15 protein-coding genes, 2 pseudogenes and 2 other annotated features are annotated in these 18307 nt (G+C 51.0%); of the genes and pseudogenes, 8 read left to right on the top strand and 9 right to left on the bottom strand.

Annotation, left to right across the window (positions count from 1 at the left end):
* The first annotated feature begins 37 nt into the window (after positions 1-37).
* Both EDM55_RS07985 and EDM55_RS07980 read left to right on the top strand, forming a co-directional pair.
* The gene (locus EDM55_RS07985; RefSeq protein ID WP_092276159.1) at positions 38-721 is read left to right on the top strand and encodes a response regulator transcription factor; all 684 of its coding nucleotides are present in this window, start codon (positions 38-40) and stop codon (positions 719-721) included.
* Positions 718-2046 (top strand): sensor histidine kinase, encoded by a 1329-nt coding sequence (locus EDM55_RS07980; RefSeq protein ID WP_122960033.1) that lies wholly within the window; start codon positions 718-720, stop codon positions 2044-2046. Before EDM55_RS07985 ends, EDM55_RS07980 begins: the two co-directional genes overlap by 4 nt.
* A 54-nt stretch (positions 2047-2100) precedes the next feature.
* Here EDM55_RS07980 and EDM55_RS07975 read toward each other — a convergent pair whose 3' ends face one another.
* The 3 genes from EDM55_RS07975 to EDM55_RS07965 all read right to left on the bottom strand — a co-directional run bounded on the left by EDM55_RS07975 (position 2101) and on the right by EDM55_RS07965 (position 6576).
* The gene (locus tag EDM55_RS07975) at positions 2101-3669 is read right to left on the bottom strand and encodes a 2-isopropylmalate synthase (RefSeq protein ID WP_092276165.1); all 1569 of its coding nucleotides are present in this window, start codon (positions 3667-3669) and stop codon (positions 2101-2103) included.
* 173 nt (positions 3670-3842) lie between these two features.
* Positions 3843-4080: a binding site (T-box leader), on the bottom strand.
* A 74-nt stretch (positions 4081-4154) separates the two neighbouring features.
* Positions 4155-4426, bottom strand: a binding site (T-box leader).
* 96 nt (positions 4427-4522) lie between these two features.
* Complete coding sequence (locus EDM55_RS07970) at positions 4523-5251, bottom strand: alpha/beta hydrolase family protein (RefSeq protein WP_170184509.1); 729 nt, start codon at positions 5249-5251, stop codon at positions 4523-4525.
* A 221-nt stretch (positions 5252-5472) separates the two neighbouring features.
* Entirely contained in the window at positions 5473-6576 is a 1104-nt protein-coding gene (locus tag EDM55_RS07965) for a chlorohydrolase family protein (RefSeq protein WP_246071126.1), read from the bottom strand.
* 646 nt (positions 6577-7222) lie between these two features.
* Between EDM55_RS07965 and EDM55_RS07960 the strand changes: the two genes are divergently transcribed.
* Complete coding sequence (locus tag EDM55_RS07960) at positions 7223-8446, top strand: amidohydrolase family protein (RefSeq protein WP_122960052.1); 1224 nt, start codon at positions 7223-7225, stop codon at positions 8444-8446.
* A gap of 287 nt (positions 8447-8733) precedes the next feature.
* On the top strand, positions 8734-8979 hold the full coding sequence (locus tag EDM55_RS29915; RefSeq protein WP_148040078.1) for a hypothetical protein: 246 nt from the start codon (positions 8734-8736) through the stop codon (positions 8977-8979).
* A gap of 304 nt (positions 8980-9283) precedes the next feature.
* Here the strand turns inward: EDM55_RS29915 and EDM55_RS30200 are convergent, their stop codons facing one another.
* On the bottom strand, positions 9284-9628 hold the full coding sequence (locus tag EDM55_RS30200) for a hypothetical protein (RefSeq protein ID WP_183191705.1): 345 nt from the start codon (positions 9626-9628) through the stop codon (positions 9284-9286).
* Between the two features lie 93 nt (positions 9629-9721).
* Between EDM55_RS30200 and EDM55_RS31285 the strand changes: the two are divergent.
* Positions 9722-10108 (top strand): annotated as a pseudogene (locus tag EDM55_RS31285) (DUF6713 family protein).
* 142 nt (positions 10109-10250) lie between these two features.
* A complete protein-coding gene (locus EDM55_RS07935; RefSeq protein ID WP_246071008.1) occupies positions 10251-11495 on the top strand; it encodes a copper amine oxidase N-terminal domain-containing protein in 1245 nt (414 codons plus the stop codon).
* 141 nt (positions 11496-11636) lie between these two features.
* Here the strand turns inward: EDM55_RS07935 and EDM55_RS07930 are convergent, their stop codons facing one another.
* The gene (locus EDM55_RS07930) at positions 11637-12065 is read right to left on the bottom strand and encodes a small multi-drug export protein (protein ID WP_122960029.1); all 429 of its coding nucleotides are present in this window, start codon (positions 12063-12065) and stop codon (positions 11637-11639) included.
* Positions 12066-12198: 133 nt separating this feature from the next.
* On the bottom strand, positions 12199-13119 hold the full coding sequence (locus EDM55_RS07925; protein ID WP_122960028.1) for an AraC family transcriptional regulator: 921 nt from the start codon (positions 13117-13119) through the stop codon (positions 12199-12201).
* A 266-nt stretch (positions 13120-13385) separates the two neighbouring features.
* Here EDM55_RS07925 and EDM55_RS07920 point away from each other — a divergent pair, with 266 nt between their 5' ends.
* Together EDM55_RS07920 and EDM55_RS07915 are read left to right on the top strand one after the other, a co-directional pair.
* On the top strand, positions 13386-13649 hold the full coding sequence (locus EDM55_RS07920) for an Atu4866 domain-containing protein (RefSeq protein ID WP_122960027.1): 264 nt from the start codon (positions 13386-13388) through the stop codon (positions 13647-13649).
* A gap of 59 nt (positions 13650-13708) precedes the next feature.
* Positions 13709-14446, top strand: a complete 738-nt coding sequence (locus EDM55_RS07915) for an SDR family oxidoreductase (RefSeq protein WP_092276193.1) — start codon at positions 13709-13711, stop codon at positions 14444-14446.
* Between the two features lie 112 nt (positions 14447-14558).
* Here the strand turns inward: EDM55_RS07915 and EDM55_RS07910 are convergent, their stop codons facing one another.
* The 3 genes and pseudogenes from EDM55_RS07910 to EDM55_RS07900 form a co-directional block, all read right to left on the bottom strand.
* Positions 14559-15422 (bottom strand): SDR family oxidoreductase, encoded by an 864-nt coding sequence (locus EDM55_RS07910; RefSeq protein ID WP_092276196.1) that lies wholly within the window; start codon positions 15420-15422, stop codon positions 14559-14561.
* Between the two features lie 412 nt (positions 15423-15834).
* Positions 15835-17052, bottom strand: coding sequence for an amidohydrolase family protein (locus EDM55_RS07905; RefSeq protein ID WP_092276199.1), 1218 nt, complete (start codon positions 17050-17052; stop codon positions 15835-15837).
* A gap of 35 nt (positions 17053-17087) precedes the next feature.
* Positions 17088-18307, bottom strand: a pseudogene (locus tag EDM55_RS07900) (amidohydrolase).

Below are 18307 nucleotides of genomic sequence, written 5' to 3'. Positions count from 1 at the left end.
TATTTTATAATAATGGTGAATAAGGAGGTCTCTCTAAATGAACAGCCCTACGATTTTAATCGCTGACGACGATCCGGATATTGTCCGGTTGCTCGCCGAAAGCTTTCAGGATGAAGGATTTCTCACGATTGAAGCGCATAACGGCAAGGAAGCCATGGAAAAAGCGCTTGATCCCTCTCTCTCCTTGATCCTGCTCGACATCATGATGCCGGAAATGGACGGTCTTGATGTTTGCCGGAAAATACGTAATGTCGTCAATATTCCCATCTTATTCTTGAGCGCCAAAGATCGGGAGCTGGATCGGATTATCGGCTTGGAAGTCGGTGCGGACGATTATATTTTGAAGCCTTTCAGCATTTCAGAGCTGATCGCCCGGGTACGCGCGCATCTGCGCCGGGAAAATCGATACATATCCGCCGCCAAAACGATTCACAGTGGAAGCCTGGTTATTAACAAGGACACCTTTGAAGTCTTTCATCAAGATAAACGGATCGATCTGTCGACCAAGGAATTTCAGATTCTTTTATATTTGGCGGAAAATGCGAATCGCGTACTCAGCCGCGAGCAAATCTACAACGCCATCTGGGGAGAAACCGAGTACGGAGATATCAACACGGTCACCGTGCACATTAAAAATTTGCGCTCGAAACTGGAGCATGACAAGCATTACATCAAAACGGTCTGGGGTATCGGATACAAATTTGTTGGTGACATGCAGTGAGACATCATATTCAGTTGAAAATGCTAATCGCGCATGGCATCGTCCTTCTGCTAAGCCTCATCCTCCTTGGCCTTTATTATTGGAAATTTGAAATTGCGGACTTTGCCACGGAATGGGAAAAACTGCGCCACCAATTCCAGCAGCAGGACCGCCAATTTATTAACGAAATCAATGAATTCCGTGGGAAGCCAGACGAGACTCGGACATTTTTGTACAGCTACGCGCAGGATCACTCTATGCGCATCAGCATGTTCGACCGTGAGAAGGGAAAATCCATTACAGCTGATTCGCTGTCGCACAACATTTTCTCAGTCACGCTGCAGGATGATCAGTACACCGATCAAAAGCATCGGTACGACTTTACCTTTACACATCCCGTCACCTGGAATATGCTGCGGCCCGTTCAGTCTTCCAGTCACATTCTCGCCGTAGCCGTTTTGCTCTTTTGCCTGTCAACCGTCTTCCTGGGCATCTATAGTAGGAGGTTAGCCATGCTGCCGCTCGTGACATTCTACAAAAAGCACAGTGATCTCATCAAATCCGATTTTCCTCACTACCCGAACGAGATGGAATGGGAAAAAATCTACAGCTCCCTGCTAAAAGCCAATGAGACCCTCTCTCTGGAAAAGCACAGGCAGTCTGCAGCCATGGCTGCAATCTCGCATGATCTAAAAACACCGCTCACCTCGATCAAAGGGTATATGGAGCGTCTGATGCGAGGACGTGTCCAATCGGAGGAAAAGCGTCAGGAATACTACCAAATCATCTACCGCAAAGCGACGGAAATTGAAAAGCTGACCCAGGACCTCACTGAGTACGTACAGAATGCCAATCACCCTCTCCTCGTCAGGAAGAGAGTGCCCCTTCACTCTTTCGTGCGATCGATCGCTTCGGAATACGAAGAGGAGCTGCCGACATTTTCTGCCAAGCTCAGCTGCTCCTGCTCCATTATCGGAAATCCGACCCTATTCGTAGACGAACAGCGCATTCGCCGTGTCTTTGCAAACGTCATTCACAACTCGCTCAACCACTCATCGACACAGTCCGAGGTTCACATCTCTTTCCGCGTGTATACGGAAAACGATATGGCGATATTCGAGCTGGAGGACAACGGACCTGGCGTCCCTAAAGAAGAGCTGCAAAAAATATTTGAGCCTTTTTATCGCGTAGACAAAGCGCGGTCTAAGGTCAAAAACGGCAGCGGACTCGGGCTTGCGATCTGCAAAGGAATGGTCGAGAAGCAAGATGGCCGCATCCATGCGTACCTGCCGGAAAAAGGCGGTCTCGGCATCAAAATCGCACTCCCTCTACAAGCGGCGGAATGAAACAAGCCCAGTCTCCTATAGACTGGGCTTGCTCGATTAACCTGGGATAGTGAATCAAGAGAAAAACGCTTCTAGCACTTGCTCCTGCTCATGAATGGCGACTCTCGCCTCGTAGTCGCGTACGGCTTGATTACTCGCAGCCATAAAGGCCTGTGCCACTGCCATCAGTACGTCGCGGTGCTCGGATACGCCCTTGAAATGACTGCCGTTTGCGCTGACTGTCACGATCGCTTCCCCGGTCGCGTGTTCTCCAGAAGAAAGGGAATACAGCTCCATATCGGTGAACTCCACTTCGATCGGCAGCGCCTGCTTGATGCCTGCCACCAAAGCCTCGACTGGACCTTCGCCTGTGCCAGAGTACGTTTGCTCTTCTTTTGTGACGTTGTTTGTGATCGTGCAGGATGCCATCCGGTTGCCGGAAGTTCCGGTCAGCACCTGCGCATTGACCAGTGTAAATGGCTCCAGCACTGCGTTGACGGTGTGTCCGACCAACTCGAGCAGCTGATGGTCCTGTACCACCTTTTGCTTGTCGGCCAGCTCCTTGAATTGATTGTACAGGGCTTCCATCTGTTCCTCATTCAGCTGTACGCCAAACTCGTTTACACGATGCTTGATCGCATGGCGTCCGGAGTGCTTGCCGAGAATGATCATGTTGCGCGGCACGCCCAGCTTCTCTGGGTCCATGATTTCATAGGTGCTGCGCTCTTTCAACAGGCCGTCCTGGTGAATGCCCGCTTCGTGCTGGAAAGCGTTGCGGCCGACGATCGGCTTGTTGAAAGCGATTGGGAAGCTCATCGCACGGCTGACCTTTTGCGAAGTCGTGTAAATATGCTCCGGACGAATGCCCGTCTCGGCATCCAACGCTTCCTTGCGCGTTTCAATCGCCATCACCAGCTCCTCAAGTGAGCAGTTTCCTGCACGCTCTCCGACACCATTTACCGTTACTTCCACCTGTGTCACACCCGCCTTGATCGCGGCCAGGCTGTTGGCAACGGCAAGGCCGAGGTCATTGTGGCAATGGGCGCTAAACTCCACTCTGTCGCTGCCACGGACGTTTTTCATGACGCGGGTGAACATCGCCCCATACTCTTCCGGCAGTGCGTATCCCACTGTATCCGGGATGTTGATGATCGTTGCCCCCTCTTCAATCGCCGCCTCGATCATTTCAAACAGGAACTCGTCTCCTGTACGGGTCGCGTCCATGGGGGAAAACTCAATTCTGTCCACAAATTGCTTCCCGTAGGCAATCATCTCTCTGGCAATTTGGATCACTTGTTCACGAGACTTGCGCAGCTGGAAGTCCAGATGAATGTTGGAGGAGGACAGGAACATGTGAAGTCTGCGTCGCTCAGCTGCTTCTGTAGCGCGAACGGCAGCATCGATATCCTCCTTCACTGCGCGGGCAAAGCCACAGATTTCTACGCCATGCACCTCTTGGGAAATTCGTTGCACCGCCATAAAATCACCAGGGCTGGAAATCGGGAAGCCCGGCTCGATCACATCCACACCGAGTTCTGCCAGCTGTTTGGCGATCACGATCTTTTGCTCGGGATGCAGGGATGCTCCTGGCGCTTGTTCGCCGTCACGCAAAGTTGTATCGAAAATATGGATTCGTTTTGTCATGGGTATTGCCTCCTCAAAGGTTGTTTTTGTTTTTCGGGAATAAGAAAACCTCTATCGAGGCCATTCCATGGAGGAGCGACCGCGTTTTAGCGGAACGTTTTCATGCGCTCCAGAATTCATAAGCATTACGCTTATAAATTCTTATACGTTAAAAAAAGCCCGCCGTCTCCTATACAAGAGACGACAGGCCTGTCAGCTGCCGCGGTACCACTCTCGTTGATCCCTTTCGCTTGGGATCCACCTCATAACCCCGATGACGTGGGGTGATTCCGTCAAGGTCTACCGTCCCTAGTAGGGGGTTCAACCTTGCCGCTCCCGGGTGAGATTCAAGCTACTCTTGACTGCGTCGCACCGTCCCGCAGCTCTCTGGACAAAAGTTTTGCTTTACTAGCTCCCGTTCTTCGCGTTTGTTTCTATGCTATTTTTGGAATTTAGAAAACTTGGCGGAGCCTTAGTTGCCAACAAAAAAGGCCCGCCGTCTCTATCGAAGAGACGACAGACCTTGTCTATCGCGGTACCACTCTCGTTGACCCCAGCTTACGCCAGAAGTCCACCTCATGTACGGAATCAAACTGTTCCGGACGACCTGATCACGGAGGTTAACCGTCAGGACTTACTGACTTTCGGTGCAGCGCTACATCCGATTTCAGTCCTGCCGCTCCCGGGCGAGCTTCACTGGCTTCTCTGACTGCGTCGCACCGTCCCGCAGCTCTCTTTACAGATCATACCACTTACTGTTCCCGTTCTTCGCGTTATACGTTGTTCTTGTTGTTTGAAATTTTATTCGCTTTGGCTGTCCTTGTCAATGACTCTTTTTGAAAAAATTCATTTGATCCATCAACATTTCGTCCTTTCAAGAATTGCTCTGTTCTTTAAGCCAATCTACGATTTTCTCCTGCAGCTCCCCTACTTGTCGGGCGAAGCTATGGTCCGCCTCCTCCATCAAGAATAGGTCGACGCGTCCCTCGTAAGCTTGGGCAAACTGCTCGGAGCCTTCTGCCGGTACCGCTGTATCTGCTGTTCCATGAATGAGGAGTACAGGATTTTCATAGTTTTTAGAAGCCTTTATGGGAGCATGTCCCTTCTCGATCAGATCCCGAACAAAATCCGGCTGCAAGGACATCGCTTTGCCATAAAAATGTGAGATGGTCTCTCCGGACTCTGCCGCAGCCCAAAGCTCAGGGCCCAAGATGATGTCATGGAAGTTTTCCCTGGGATGGATGACTGGAGCAAGAGCAATTCTTCCTGCTACCGGTATTTTCGTGTCATCGTGAAGCAAAGCGATGCACCCTCCCAAACTATGGCCGAGCACATAGATCGGAGACTTTTGAAAAGCTGGCTGCTCATGGACCCATTCCACGACTGTGTTCAGGTCATCCTTCCATCCGGAAATGGTCGTATCACGAGCAAATTCTCCTGCACTTTCCCCAGAGCCGGAGAAGTCAAATCGAACGGCTGCAAAGCCTGCAGCTTCCACCGCATTTGCCAGACCTAATACGAACTGATTGCCTCCGACTTTTTCCCCTGTAAACCCGTGACAAAGAATAACGACTGGTGGGTTTTCTACTACTAATTCAGGCATGTGAATCATTGCAGAAAACGTTTTCCGTTACGCTCAATCCATTTGTGGTCTTTCACGGAGCTCCCCTCCTCATAAGCATTGATTATACCTTTCTGCTCATCATTTTTTCAATATTTTGCATAAAAACTCTTTGACTGACTCTACCTACCTGCAAAAAAGCACAGCCTGCTCTTTCGAAGCGAGGCTGTACTTGTGTTTTTATTTAGCTCGATTGAGGCTTCCTACTTTTGAACGCGAAACGAAGGCGTAAACAGCTCCTCTTCACCGAGCTGCTGGTAGTCTCTCTCAACGTAGCCCAGTTTCATTTTTTCAAAGTAGCGCTGTCCTTTTGCCTTGATTTCCTCCAGATCGAGCCCTGGAATCAGGCGATCCTTCATGACGACACGTCCATTAATGATCGACAGCTTGACGTCGCGGCCAGAGCCAGACATGATCAAGGTGCGAATCGGGTCTTCGATTGGTCCCAAATGGAAGCCATCCAGGTCGATTGCGATCAAATCGGCTTTTGCTCCCGGCGCCAGGCGTCCAAGATCCTCTCTGCCGAGGAAGCGAGCTCCCCCCAAAGTGGCTGCACGGAAAATATCTGCGTAAGACGAATCGGTGACATCTCTCTCCAGGAGGCGGGAGAACATGCTTGCCGTACGGATGTTTTGAATAAAGTCTGGCGGGAAGGTGTCCGTACCGATCGCGATGTTGATACCACGACGCTTGTAGCGTGCAAAGCTCTCCAGCGCATCTCCGTGACGTCCAATTACCAGTGGGCAATGAATGACAGTCGTACCGGTCTCCTGTAAAATCGCGAGGTCGTCCCCTTCCCCGATCGTCGCGCCACTGTACCCTGGGACAAAGTGAGCGTGAGGAATGGCCGTACGCTCTCCCAGGAAACCGATGCTGTGCAGGAACTGAACAGGTGACAGGCTGTGACGGCGGTGCATCTCGTTGTATTCAAAGCTGCCCTGTGCTGCATGCAGACGGATCGGACAGCCCAGCTCTTCACTGTATCGTTTTGTTTGGATCAGGTTTTCCGGTGTCTGCGTCTCGATGCGTTCTGGTGCGAGCATTCCCCGGATTAGGCCGTCATGCGCTCCATCGAAATCTTTGACGAACTGAACGGCGCGCTCAAGTCCAGCACGACCTTCTTCTTCGTTCCACAGTACCTCGATTTCTCCGTTTTCTTTGACCACACGCATCCCTGACTGATAGCTTGGCCCCATGTACATCCGCAGACCCAAGCGACCTGCATGATCGGCCGCTGCCGCCAGCTCCTCGTACGTTTCCGCCCAGCGCTTGTAAAAGACAGATGTGATCGGCATCGCAGTCGTCACGCCATTTAAGATCAGCTGGCTGTAGGCATATAAGGATTTGAACGCCTCTTCTTTTCGGAGTCATGACTTCATGGTAGCCGCTCTCGTAATACTGCTCAGACCACAGCAAATTTTTCGATCGGCTGGCAGGTACCTCCAAATGTACGATATCATGGTCAATGTCCCCTAAGGCATTCAAATCGATAAATCCCGGGCTGACCACGGCATTTCCTGCGTCAATCACTTCATCGGCATGTCCCTCGTATTTTTGGCCCACATACAAAATCGTGTCATTCTCGTATACCACTTCTCCATTGTGAATGATAATGTGGTCGTCCCCATCAAAGCCGATCACGTATTTGGCTGTGACTTTCGTTTTCATCCTGCGATTCCCCCTCGTATTTTCTCTCAGCGATGTGTCCAGACCTACCTCAGGCTATCATATAAAATATTCTGGCAACTGTGTTTCATTCGCTTTACCTGTATTTGCACAATCTTTACTCCTTTGCGAAAATAGCGACCTTTCCCCCTAATACGTAAAGATCATGCAAAAAAAAGTAAAGAACCTGAACCTAGATGTTCGAAATATTCCGTACAATTTACGAGAGAGGAGTTTCCTCTAAGAGAGCTTATGGATAGAGATGAATGCGAAGGGACGGATCATTGCATGACGAATGCTTTTTGGTTAACGAATGTACGCCTGGACAGCGGTTTTGAAACGGGAGGAGATGGGGTCGACCACACGCTCACGGAGCTGTCTCACTTGCTCATTGAAGACGGACGAATTGCGCGAATCGAGACGGCGGAGCAGCCTTTGGACACAACGCTGCCGATCCATGATGCAAAAGGGCTTTTGGCACTCCCCTCATTTGTAGAAAAGCATAATCATCTGGATAAAACGTATGCGGGTGCAGCCTGGAAATCATGTCTGCCTCCGAAAAAGCTCATCGATCGTCTGCAGTTTGAAGAAAAGGAAATGCCGCTGATCTCGGGTACGACCAAACAGCGTGCACAAGCCATGCTCTCCTGGCTGCTCGCGGGCGGCGCAACTCATGTACGGACACATGTAAATATCGATCCGTTTATCGGGCTGAAAAACCTCGAGGGTGTACGTGAAGCCTTGGAATCCTACAGCCACAAAATGACCTACGAAATTGTAGCGTTCCCGCAGCAAGGCTTGCTTCGCACGAAAGCTAGCGATCTCATGAGACAGGCTATGCGCGAAGGGGCAACCCATGTCGGCGGATTGGATCCTGCTGAAATCGATAACGAACTGGAAGGCTCCCTGCGCGAAATGATGGACATCGCGGTTGAAGCCAATGCAGATGTCGATATCCACCTGCACGATCCCGGTACACTCGGCTTCTATACGATCAAGCGCATCATGGATCTGACAGAAGAGGCTGGCTGGCAAAACCGGATGGCGATCAGTCACGCTTTTGCCCTGGGCGATGTCTCCCCTGAGGAAAGCGCGGAAATGGCGGACCGTCTCGCCCAGAATGGTGTGCAGATTATGACGACGGTGCCGATTAATCGTCCGATGCCGCCTGTACCCATCCTGCATGAAAAGGGAGTTCGCGTCGCTCTTGGCTACGATGGCTTCTACGATTCCTGGTCTCCTTATGGCACCGGGGACATGCTGGAGAAGCTGAACCGTCTTGTGGAGCGCTACCGTTGGGTAGATGAGCGTTCTCTTGTACAGTCTCTTTTCTTCATTACCGGTGGAAAAACGACATTGGACAAAGAAGGAAATCGTCTCTGGCCAAAGGTTGGGGACGAAGCGAGCATCGTATTTGCTGAGACGAGCTGCTCGGCAGAAGCTGTGGCGAGACGTTCTCGTCGCCCAGCTGTAATGTTTAAGGGGCGTATCGTTTTGGGGGAGCTATCTTAAAAGGTGGCTTCCGGGGGGAGAAGAATTTTTCCATTCTTCGCTCCAGGCTCCGTCCCGCTGGGGGATTCACTGGTCGCTGCGCAACGCCTGGCGGGGAAACGCAAAAGGGGTAGCCGCTTCGCTGCCTTAGCAGGTTGCGTTTCTTTTGCCCGCCAACCGTCGCTCCGCTGGGTCTGACTCCACAGTCGCTCCGCCTGGAAAAATTCTTCTCTGGCGTTGCTTTTTTTTCGATTGCTTGGGCTTTGTAGCATTGTGAGGGCGGGTTCAGGGGGGCGCTTTTTTCTGAAATGTGGCTTCCGGGGGGAGAAGAATTTTTCCATTCTTCGCTCCAGGCTCCGTCCCGCTGGGGGATTCACTGGTCGCTGCGCAACGCCTGGCGGGGAAACGCAAAAGGGGTAGCCGCTTCGCTGCGTTTACAGGTTGCGTTTCTTTTGCCCGCCAGTCGTCGCTCCGCTGGGCCGGACTCCACAGTCGCTCCGCCTGGAAAAATTCTTCTCTTGCGTTGCTTTTTTTCGATTGCTTGGGCTTTGTAGCATTGTGAGGGCGGGTTCAGGGGGGCGCTTTTTTCTGAAATGTGGCTTCCGGGGCGAGAAGAATTTTTCCATTCTTCGCTCCGGGCTCCGTCCCGCTGGGGGGATTCACTGGTCGCTGCGCAACGTCTGGCGGGGAAACGCAAAAGGGGTAGCCGCTTCGCTGCGTTTACAGGTTGCGTTTCTTTTGCCCGCCAGTCGTCGCTCCGCTGGGCTGGACTCCACAGTCGCTCCGCCTGGAAAAATTCTTCTCTGGCGTTGCTTTTTTTTTCGATTGCTTGGGCTTGGTAGCATTGTGAGGGCGGGTTCAGGGGGGCACTTTTTTCTGAAAGGTGGCTTCCGGGGCGAGAAGAATTTTTCCATTCTTCGCTCCAGGCTCCGTCCCGCTGGGGGATTCACTGGTCGCTGCGCAACGTCTGGCGGGGAAACGCAAAAGGGGTAGCCGCTTCGCTGCGTTTACAGGTTGCGTTTCTTTTGCCCGCCAGTCGTCGCTCCGCTGGGCCGGACTCCACAGTCGCTCCGCCTGGAAAAATTCTTCTCTGGCGTTGTTTTTTTTCGATTGCTTTGGCTTGGTAGCGGCAGCTTTGGAGCCTATTGGGGCAAAAGGCTGCCGCTTTTTATTGGCGTCTGGCTTCCCGAGCAGCCTCGTCATCCGGACACAGGTTTCCCAAAATGTGAAAATGTTGTGATCAATTTTCTATTTGACCTCTTTATTTATGGAAGTTTAGTACCATCAAGTAAGAAAATGGTAGGAGGTTTGTCAATGCCTAGTTTCTTGCTGGTGTTTTTCTTGTTTAACTTTTCTCTATTTCTCCTGCACGAAATGGATGCGATTAGACGGTCTGAGTGGAAATTGTTTATCGTGCTAAAGGATATGGAAGAATCTAAAGCTTATCGAGTCTTCACGTTTATTCACCTTCCGCTTTACACAATCATTCTCTGTTTCCTTTTTAGTAAATATTAGACGGTTACTTTTTGAGTCCTAGATTCATTCTTTATCATACATGCGATCCTACACCTGTTTTTTGAAAAGCACCCCCGTAATGGATTTAAAAATACCTTTTCGAGAACCATAATTTACCCCATGGGACTTCTTGCGACTATCCATTTCCTGATTCTCTTTCAAAACTGAGTACAAATCAGGTCCGAAGTACGAAGCGGATGGGCAACCTTGTAATCAGGCGGATGACGTGTGGATTATCGTACAATTAAGGGACGCTTCCTGCGCAGATTCTAGGTGAGCGAGCAAATTGGAAGATACGAGGTTCCTATCTATGAAGTATAAACTCGTGTTAGCCTTCATGCTGGTTGCCCTGCTCGGTACAGTTAACTCTATGCCAGCTTTCTCCGCTTCCCCAGTTCAAATCGCGGTAAATGGAGAGACGGTAACATTTCCCGATGCTATTCCTTTTGTTGAACCGGGGACGGATCGGACGATGGTTCCAGCGCGGTTTCTGGCGGAAGCGCTTGGGCTGAGTGTGAAATGGAATGAGCAGTCGAAGCAAGTAACGCTCAAGAAAAATGACACCACGATCCTGCTCTCGATTGGTCAAAATCATGCTCTGGTGAATGGGAAATCCGTCGCATTAGATGCCCCTGCGATGATTAGGAACGGCCGCACGATGGTACCTCTTCGCTTCATTGGCGAAGCCCTTGGCGCCGGAATCACTTGGGACGCCGAGCGTAATCTGGTTAACGTGACGACGCACTTTCAGCAAGGAACGTGGATTTGGGATGCTACACTCATCCAAACAGAGCCGGATAAGATTTTGGCGTTTGCCAGCGAAAATCAAGTGACCTCGCTCTACCTTCAATTTGATAAAAGTGTACCTTCCTCCTACTACGAGCAATTCATTCGACAGGCAAAGGAAAAGCAGATTGAAGTAGAAGCACTCGCAGGGCGGCCGCAGTGGGCTCTTCCCGAATATCAAGGCCAGATCCGCACATTCATTTCCTGGGTAAAAGCCTTTAATGAAAGCGTGGAACCAGAGGCGCAATTCGCAGGTCTTCACTTCGATATTGAGCCTTATTTGCTGCCTGAATGGAAGACGAACCAGCAGCAGGTCGCCCTGCAGTGGATGGACAATATGCGTTTGATTGAGCGGGAGGCAAAAGCAAGCAGCATGAAGCTGACCCTGGATGTCCCTTTCTGGCTTCCCATGGTTAAAGTCCCTGGCTCCAGCTACAGCTTTAGTGCATGGCTGCTGGAGAAAGCCGATACACTCGTCATTATGGATTATCGGAACACGGCTTTAGGGAGAGATGGCATCGTTGCCAACGCCAATGCCATCCTGAGAGAAGCACACACCCTCAAAAAGAAAGTGATTATTGCAGTGGAAACGGCCCCGAATTCGGAAGGCGATTTCACTTCGTTTTATGAATTAAGTACAGGAGCGATGGAATCCGAGCTGCAAATTGCAAGGGAGCAGCTTTCTAGCTTTTCAAGCTTTGCAGGATTTGCTGTTCACGACTATACGAGTTGGGCAGAATTAGCTAAAAAATCGGAGCGACCACGATAACACGGGCTCCTCCCTTGAAACAAGAGGGATCATCATGCCTCCGTAAATTGGCAGAAGAAAGTATGTATATAGCGCTCCCTGTTTTCATCACGAGAAAAACCCGCATGAGCGGGTTTTTGTGTTTCTTTTTCTTGTACACGATTACTGAAAAAATTGGAGAAAGCCAAAGGATACAGCAGCGGTTAGGATTACACTCCAGATCACAATGCCAACCGACATCCACCACATTAGCTTACCTGTCGGGGCACCGAGCGATATCCCAATCGCCGCTCCCAGTGGGGCACCCGTGATCAACGGCGAAGCTAATCCAAGTCCGATCACTCCATATTTGTCCCAAATGCGAACCATCCGCCCTTGCCTTTTTCCTTTTTTCTCAAAACGTTTGATTAGCCAGCTGCGAAGTGATCCTCCCAAGAAGATGACAATCCCGGCGCTAGCCATCGCTCCGATCGCACTCAGAATGCCTGTGACAACCGCAGGCAGCTGCAAGGCAAACCCCAGCGGGATAGCTGCCCATAGCTCCAGCATACTCGTTCCAAAAACGCTGCCCCATTTCCATCCTGCTTCCATCGTAATCTGCTCCGTCCCCTCTCGTTGTCGTTTCCCTCACATATAGGTGACGGTAAAAGCATACATAAAGTTACCATTTTCTTGTAGTCAATCTGACGATATCCCCACCGGCAGCCTCTATTTTGTTGTGAGCTCAGTTCACTACAAATCCGAGTGAATCGCGAAGACGCTTGATATCTCGCATCGGAGGCATGCCGAACATACGGGCATATTCCCTGTTGAATTGAGAGGGGCTTTCATACCCCACTTGAAATCCAGCATCCGCAGCCTCTACAGCCTCTGTGAGCAAGATGCGGCGAGCCTCTTGCAATCTAACTTGTTTTTGATATTGTAGGGGACTCATCGCGGTAATTTCTTTAAAGTGATGATGCAAGGAGGAAGGACTCATATTAACAGCAGCAGATAGACTCGCGATATGAAGCGGCTGATTATATTCCCCTTCGATCATTTGAACTACTTTTGCGATTCTCTCGGCATGGCTTCCGATCATGGCAAACTGCTTCATGGATAGACCTTGCTCTTCTTTCAGAATACGATAAAGAATTTCTTGCGTGATCAGAGGTGCCATTACGGGAATGTCCTCTGGTGTATCCAGAAGGCGAATGAGCCTGACGACTGCATCAATCAGTATACGGTTCATTTTGCTTATGAAGAGGGCTCTCTGTGAGTCCGATGTTTTTTGGGAGCTCTTTACGCTTTGCTTGACCAAATCGAAAATTCGTTGCTTATCGAAGTTCAGCCGCAGACACAGATAGGGACGCTCCGACGATGCCTCAAGCACTTGACCGGAAACAGGCAATTGCAAGGAAACCACGAGATAGCTGGTTGGATCGTAGAGATAGGTTTCATTTCCCAGCATCATCACTTTTTTACCCTGAGCGACAATACAGAGCGCAGGCTCGTGAATCGAGTGGATCCGTTCGGTCTTCTCGGAGGATCGTATCAACTGAAGGTCCGGAATGCGTGTGGTGTGTGTGCCATCTTCCCCAGTGTATTTTTCGATGTATGCTACGAGCTCGCTTCGCAGTTCGTTTACCCCGTCGTCTACCTTCATGATATTGGTGTGCCTCCCCCGACGTCGCATTTGGTTCCATACTAATAAACTTCGTAGGAATAGGCAAGAACCCCATAGGATCCGGATATCGTACCAATGAAGCTAGACCTCATAATGAAAATATCCCAAACGGCATCAGTCAAAGAGAGATCCAAGCAAAAGGTGAATCTGCTGCTGGCCCTGCTCCTGATTATCACTTTCTGCACATCCAGGCAAAAAAGCGAATCGAGGCAGGATCAGACAAGAGAAAAGAGGGTGAGTGCGGAATGGAGCAACGTAAAAATGCAGGTGAGAACCATCATCCCTATGTAGGAATGTGGGTTACCGCGGACGGGTATATCCGTCACCAACTATTACCGAACGGACGTTATGACGAAGCGCGCGGCAATCGGAGAAGCGCCTACCAAGGCCGTTATTTTGTAAATGGAGATCACATCGAGTACGTAGATGATACCGGTTTTAAGGCCGATGGAGATTTTCAGAACGGGATTCTTTATCATGCCGGGATGATTTTTTATCGCGAGGAATAGCATGCGTTCGAACAGTAAATGCGGTGCGTATGCAAAAAGATCACGAGGAGGAAAAACACGTGTCTAACGTAAAAGAGAAAGTAGTCGTCATTACAGGCGCGAGCAGCGGGATTGGCGAAGCGACAGCGAGGTTGCTGGCTAAACAAGGTGCCCATGTGGTATTGGGAGCTAGGCGGACTAACAGGCTGGAAAAGCTTGCTTCCACCATACTTGCAGAAGGCGGATCGGCGATTTACCAAGCGCTGGACGTTACCAATCGCAATCAAATGGAATCGTTTATCGCTTTGGCCATCGGCAAATTTGGACGAGTCGATGTCATTCTCAATAACGCAGGGATCATGCCCCTGTCCCCTTTGGAAGCGCTGAAAGTGGACGAGTGGGATCGCATGATTGATGTGAATATCCGCGGAGTACTACATGGCATTGTAGCCGGACTACCCGTCATGAAGAAACAAGGTTTTGGTCAATTCATTAATATCGCTTCCATCGGAGCATACACAGTATCGCCCACAGCTGCCGTGTATTGCGCAACCAAATATGCGGTTCGCGCCATTTCCGAAGGCCTGCGCCAGGAAGCAGGGAACGGCATCCGGGTGACGCAAATATCGCCAGGCGTAACGGAATCGGAGCTTGCCGATAGCATCACCGATGATGAAGCCAGAGAGGTCATGAAGGAATACCGACGAATTTCTATTCCGGCTTCGGCGATAGCCCAAGCGATCTTATTTGCGATCGGACAGCCACCTGAAGTAGACGTGAATGAGATCATCGTAAGACCGACCGCCAGTACAGCGTAAACACCATGCCGGGCGAACAGGCTTAATCAGGCTCTAGCAAATGAAAAGCGTACCTGCTTCACGAGACGCCAAAAGACTGTTGAGTCATCCTCAACAGTCTTTTGTTCGCTGATTAGGAAATGGCACTTACCATTTGACGAAGTGCCTCTTCAACAGAAGTTGCCGGACGGCCCAACAGCTTTTCAAAATCACTATTTTCGATCTCCAGATTGCCTTCTCGGATGCCTTGCTGGATTCCAACAAGAATTGGAATGACAAAGTCTGGAACGCCAGCACTTTTCATGATGTCAGCGTAACCGGCATCGTCTACTTGCTGCACAGGTACTTCCTTACCCAATACATTGCCGAGAGCAAAAGCCAGTTCTTCCTGGGTGAGCAAGTTGCCGGACAACTCGTAGACGGTATTCTCATGTCCGTTTCCCGCAAGTACAGCTGCCGCCGCTTCCGCATAATCCTGCTGCAGGGCCCATCCGACTTTGCCAGATTGCGCTGATGTCACCCAAGGCGCTCCTGCCACCACACCTTGAATACTCGCGATCTCGTTCTCCAGATACCAGTTATTGCGCAGGAACGAGTAGGGAATTCCGGTTTTCAGGATCGCATTTTCTGTGGCTTCATGTACGGATGCGAGGAACAGCTTGCTCTCGCTTGCATTTGCAAGACTGGTATAGGCAATGAATTTCACATGCGCGCGCGCAGCTGCTTCAACCGCATTCGTATGCTGACGGATTCGGGTCTCATTGTCTCCATCCGCTGAGATGATCAAGATCCGGTCAATCCCTGCAAATGCCGTATCCAATGTCTCCGGATGGTCAAAATCTCCCTTGCGAACGTCGACCCCACGAGCATGCAGACTTTCTGCTTTTTCCGGATTGCGGACACTTACAGCCAACTGGCTCGCCGGTACAGATTTCAATAGGGTTTCTACCACTTTTGCACCCAGTTTTCCCGTTGCACCCGTAACTAACATTTTCATTTTTTACTCCTCCATCTTCGACTGTATTTTTATCGTAACCAAGACAGTTACATCAACGATATAAAATAAGCGCTCACATAGGAGCAATGCTTTTTGAAACCAAAAGGCAATCTTCCGAATAGACAGCGGTTTGGTAACATGTAATCGACACCGATGTAACTATTATTGTTACAACTTTGTCATTCTGTCAATATCCAATTTGAAAACACGATTTTCCTGGTCTTTTACATACCGTGCCCGATCGCAGGAAAATCGCGAATCTGAGATTGGAACGTTCAAAAGGGTGACCCCTCAGTAGCTTTTACTACTTCTGGAGACACCCTTTTGTCTTTTTCTAGTAACGCTTCTCTATATCTCTTCGTAACTCTTCGCACTATCCTGTTGATACCTGATCTGTCACTTACAAAGTCACTTACAAAGAACCATGAACGACCTTGCCTTTAAACATCACCGCTTGGCGTTTGGAGCGGCGTGCCACCGCTTCTCCTGCCGAAGCGGCGTGGAGGAATACGATGTCCGCCTCGTCCCCGACGTTCGGCCACTGGCGATTGCCTTCCTTGTCCAGAGGAGTCTTGTGGCCCGTAATGAAGCCAAGCGCTTGCGAGAGAGACCGCTCATCCTGCATGCGGAAGCGTTCTGCCAGACGGCCTGCTTTCTCCAAGCTGTCTCCTTGACCAAATGGCGACCAGTGGTCCATGATGCTGTCGTCCCCAAGCGATACGGATACGCCTTTTTCATGCAGCAGTGGGATCGGAATCGTCGGCTTGATGACCGGCACGGTGCTCGTGATAGAGATGCCTTGCTCCGCCAGCATCTCGGCTACTTCCGCTGCTTCTGCCAGACTGATGTCCGCCAGTGAATTGGCATGGCTGATGGTCACTCGGCCCTTCCAGCCTGCCTCCTCTGACATTTTCGCCAAACGTTTGAAGGTGAAGATCCCCAAGTGATCTGGATCGTGCAGATGCAGGTCGATCGGTGCATCGGCCTCAACCGCCAGCTCAAATACGGTCGCGAGCGACTTCTCAATATTCTGGTCGACGGTAGCCGGGTCGACACCGCCAACGTAAGTCGCGCCCATTTTCAATGCCTCGCGGATGTTCTCCACCTGGTTGCTGCGCAAAAGCCCTTGCTGCGGGAATGCCACGATCTCGCAGCTGAGCTTGCCTTTGAAGGTCTCGATCGCAGCCAGCGTTGCCTCCAGGTTTTTCAATCCGATATATGGATCGATGTTGCAGTGCGAGCGAACATGCGTCGTTCCCGAAGAGAGCAAGAGAGCGAGCATTTTCTCCGCGCGTTCCTGTGCTGTCGGCAAGAGCTGCGTCATGAGGGTAGCTTCTTCCGACAGGCGATCCAAAATGGTCTTGATCGGCGTTACTGCTTTCCACGGGCCGCCATAATAGGTCTTGTCGATGTGGATGTGCATATCGCGGAAGCTGGGCAAAGCCAGAAGTCCAGCAGCGTCCTGCTTCGCCAGCTCCGTCTGCGGCAATGCTCCGTATGCGATTTGCGCGATTTTGCCGTCTTCGATCAAAAGATGTGCGACCTGTGTTTCCGTAGCCACAACCTTGTCATTTTCCTTGCGGTATCCGCTCTCCAAGCGGACGTTGGTGATCCAATAGCCTGTAGACATCTATCCTGACACCCTTTCTTTGTATGATGATCTATCTACCACTCACCGGAGATACGATTTCCTTGGTACAGCACGACACGGCGTTGGGCTCTCCTCGCCACCGCTTCTGCCGAGCAGGTCGCCTCGACTGCCATCATGCTGGCCTCATCTCCTACTAGCGGCCAAATCCGGTTGCCCTCCTCGTCCAGCGGAATTCTACCCTCTGTAACATATCCGAGAGCGACACCCAACGAGCGCTCATCCGTCAGACGAAAACGTTCCGCCAGGCGCCCCGCTTTTCCAGAAGATCCCCTGATCCGAAAGGCGTCCAGTTATCCGTCAACGAGTCGTTGCCAAGCATGACGGCGACTCCAGCAGCTTGCAGCAAAGGAATGGGAATCGTAGGGCGATTGATTGGCACGGTAGAGGCGATCGAAATGCCCAGAGCTGCTAGCTGCTGTGCCATGTCCCGCGCTTCCTCTACGGACACATCTCCCAGGCCCATCGCGTGACTGACCGTGACGCGGCCCTGCCAGCCCGCTTCTTCTGTCAGCGCCGCCAAGCGCTTGATGGTAAATGTTCCGAGATGGCCCGGGTCATGCAAATGCATATCGATATCCGCATCGGCCTCAACTGCCAGCTCCATCATGGTCGCAAGCGACTTCTCGATGTTTCCGTCTACCCCGCCAGGATCGACACCGCCTACGTGTGTCGCCCCATTCCTGAGCGCTTCCCGCACGCTGTCTGCCGCGTTTGTACGAAGCATGCCGTAGTGAGGAAAAGCTACAATCTCATGCGACAGTCTTCCTGCGTAGGTTTCAAATGCTCCGAGCATGCCTTCCAAAAAACCAAGCCCTACCTGCGGGTCAACGTGGCAATGCGTGCGTACATGGGTGACTCCTGTCTCTACTAGCAAGGACAGGATGTTTTCCGCCCCCTGTCGCGACCCAAGCAAGTATCTAGGTAACAATCCCTTGTCTTCCTCGTGCCGTTCAAACAAGTTTTTTACCGGCGTGGTCGCCTTCCAAGGTCCACCGTAGTAGGTCTTTTCCAAATGGATGTGCTTCTCCGCCATCGACGGCAGGATCAGCAGTCCACAGGCATCCTTTTTCGGCAGACCATCCTCCAAAATCTCACTGGAAGGCACTATCCGGCTGATCTTTCCATTTTCAATCAGCAAATCGCAAAGCTCCGTCTTGGTCGCGCAGATCACACCTCGCTCTCTCTCGTATCCGCACTCCAAGCGAGCATTGACAATCCAATACGGGGACGGCAT

Origin of the sequence: Brevibacillus centrosporus (assembly GCF_003710815.1) — a bacterium.
In the GTDB taxonomy this organism is placed as follows: Bacteria; Bacillota; Bacilli; order Brevibacillales; family Brevibacillaceae; genus Brevibacillus; species Brevibacillus centrosporus.
The sequence above is the reverse complement of the archived record's forward strand: the minus strand, read 5'-3'. Positions and strand labels throughout refer to the sequence as shown.

Excerpts from the sequence above, each read along its gene's own strand:
- EDM55_RS07985 (WP_092276159.1), top strand. The coding sequence starts at position 38 with ATGAACAGCCCTACGATTTTAATCGCTGACGACGATCCGGATATTGTC.
- EDM55_RS07975 (WP_092276165.1), bottom strand. The coding sequence starts at position 3,669 with ATGACAAAACGAATCCATATTTTCGATACAACTTTGCGTGACGGCGAA.
- EDM55_RS07970 (WP_170184509.1), bottom strand. The coding sequence starts at position 5,251 with ATGCCTGAATTAGTAGTAGAAAACCCACCAGTCGTTATTCTTTGTCAC.
- EDM55_RS07960 (WP_122960052.1), top strand. The coding sequence starts at position 7,223 with ATGACGAATGCTTTTTGGTTAACGAATGTACGCCTGGACAGCGGTTTT.
- EDM55_RS29915 (WP_148040078.1), top strand. The coding sequence starts at position 8,734 with ATGTGGCTTCCGGGGGGAGAAGAATTTTTCCATTCTTCGCTCCAGGCT.
- EDM55_RS30200 (WP_183191705.1), bottom strand. The coding sequence starts at position 9,628 with ATGACGAGGCTGCTCGGGAAGCCAGACGCCAATAAAAAGCGGCAGCCT.
- EDM55_RS07935 (WP_246071008.1), top strand. The coding sequence starts at position 10,251 with ATGAAGTATAAACTCGTGTTAGCCTTCATGCTGGTTGCCCTGCTCGGT.
- EDM55_RS07930 (WP_122960029.1), bottom strand. The coding sequence starts at position 12,065 with ATGGAAGCAGGATGGAAATGGGGCAGCGTTTTTGGAACGAGTATGCTG.
- EDM55_RS07925 (WP_122960028.1), bottom strand. The coding sequence starts at position 13,119 with ATGAAGGTAGACGACGGGGTAAACGAACTGCGAAGCGAGCTCGTAGCA.
- EDM55_RS07920 (WP_122960027.1), top strand. The coding sequence starts at position 13,386 with ATGGAGCAACGTAAAAATGCAGGTGAGAACCATCATCCCTATGTAGGA.
- EDM55_RS07910 (WP_092276196.1), bottom strand. The coding sequence starts at position 15,422 with ATGAAAATGTTAGTTACGGGTGCAACGGGAAAACTGGGTGCAAAAGTG.
- EDM55_RS07905 (WP_092276199.1), bottom strand. The coding sequence starts at position 17,052 with ATGTCTACAGGCTATTGGATCACCAACGTCCGCTTGGAGAGCGGATAC.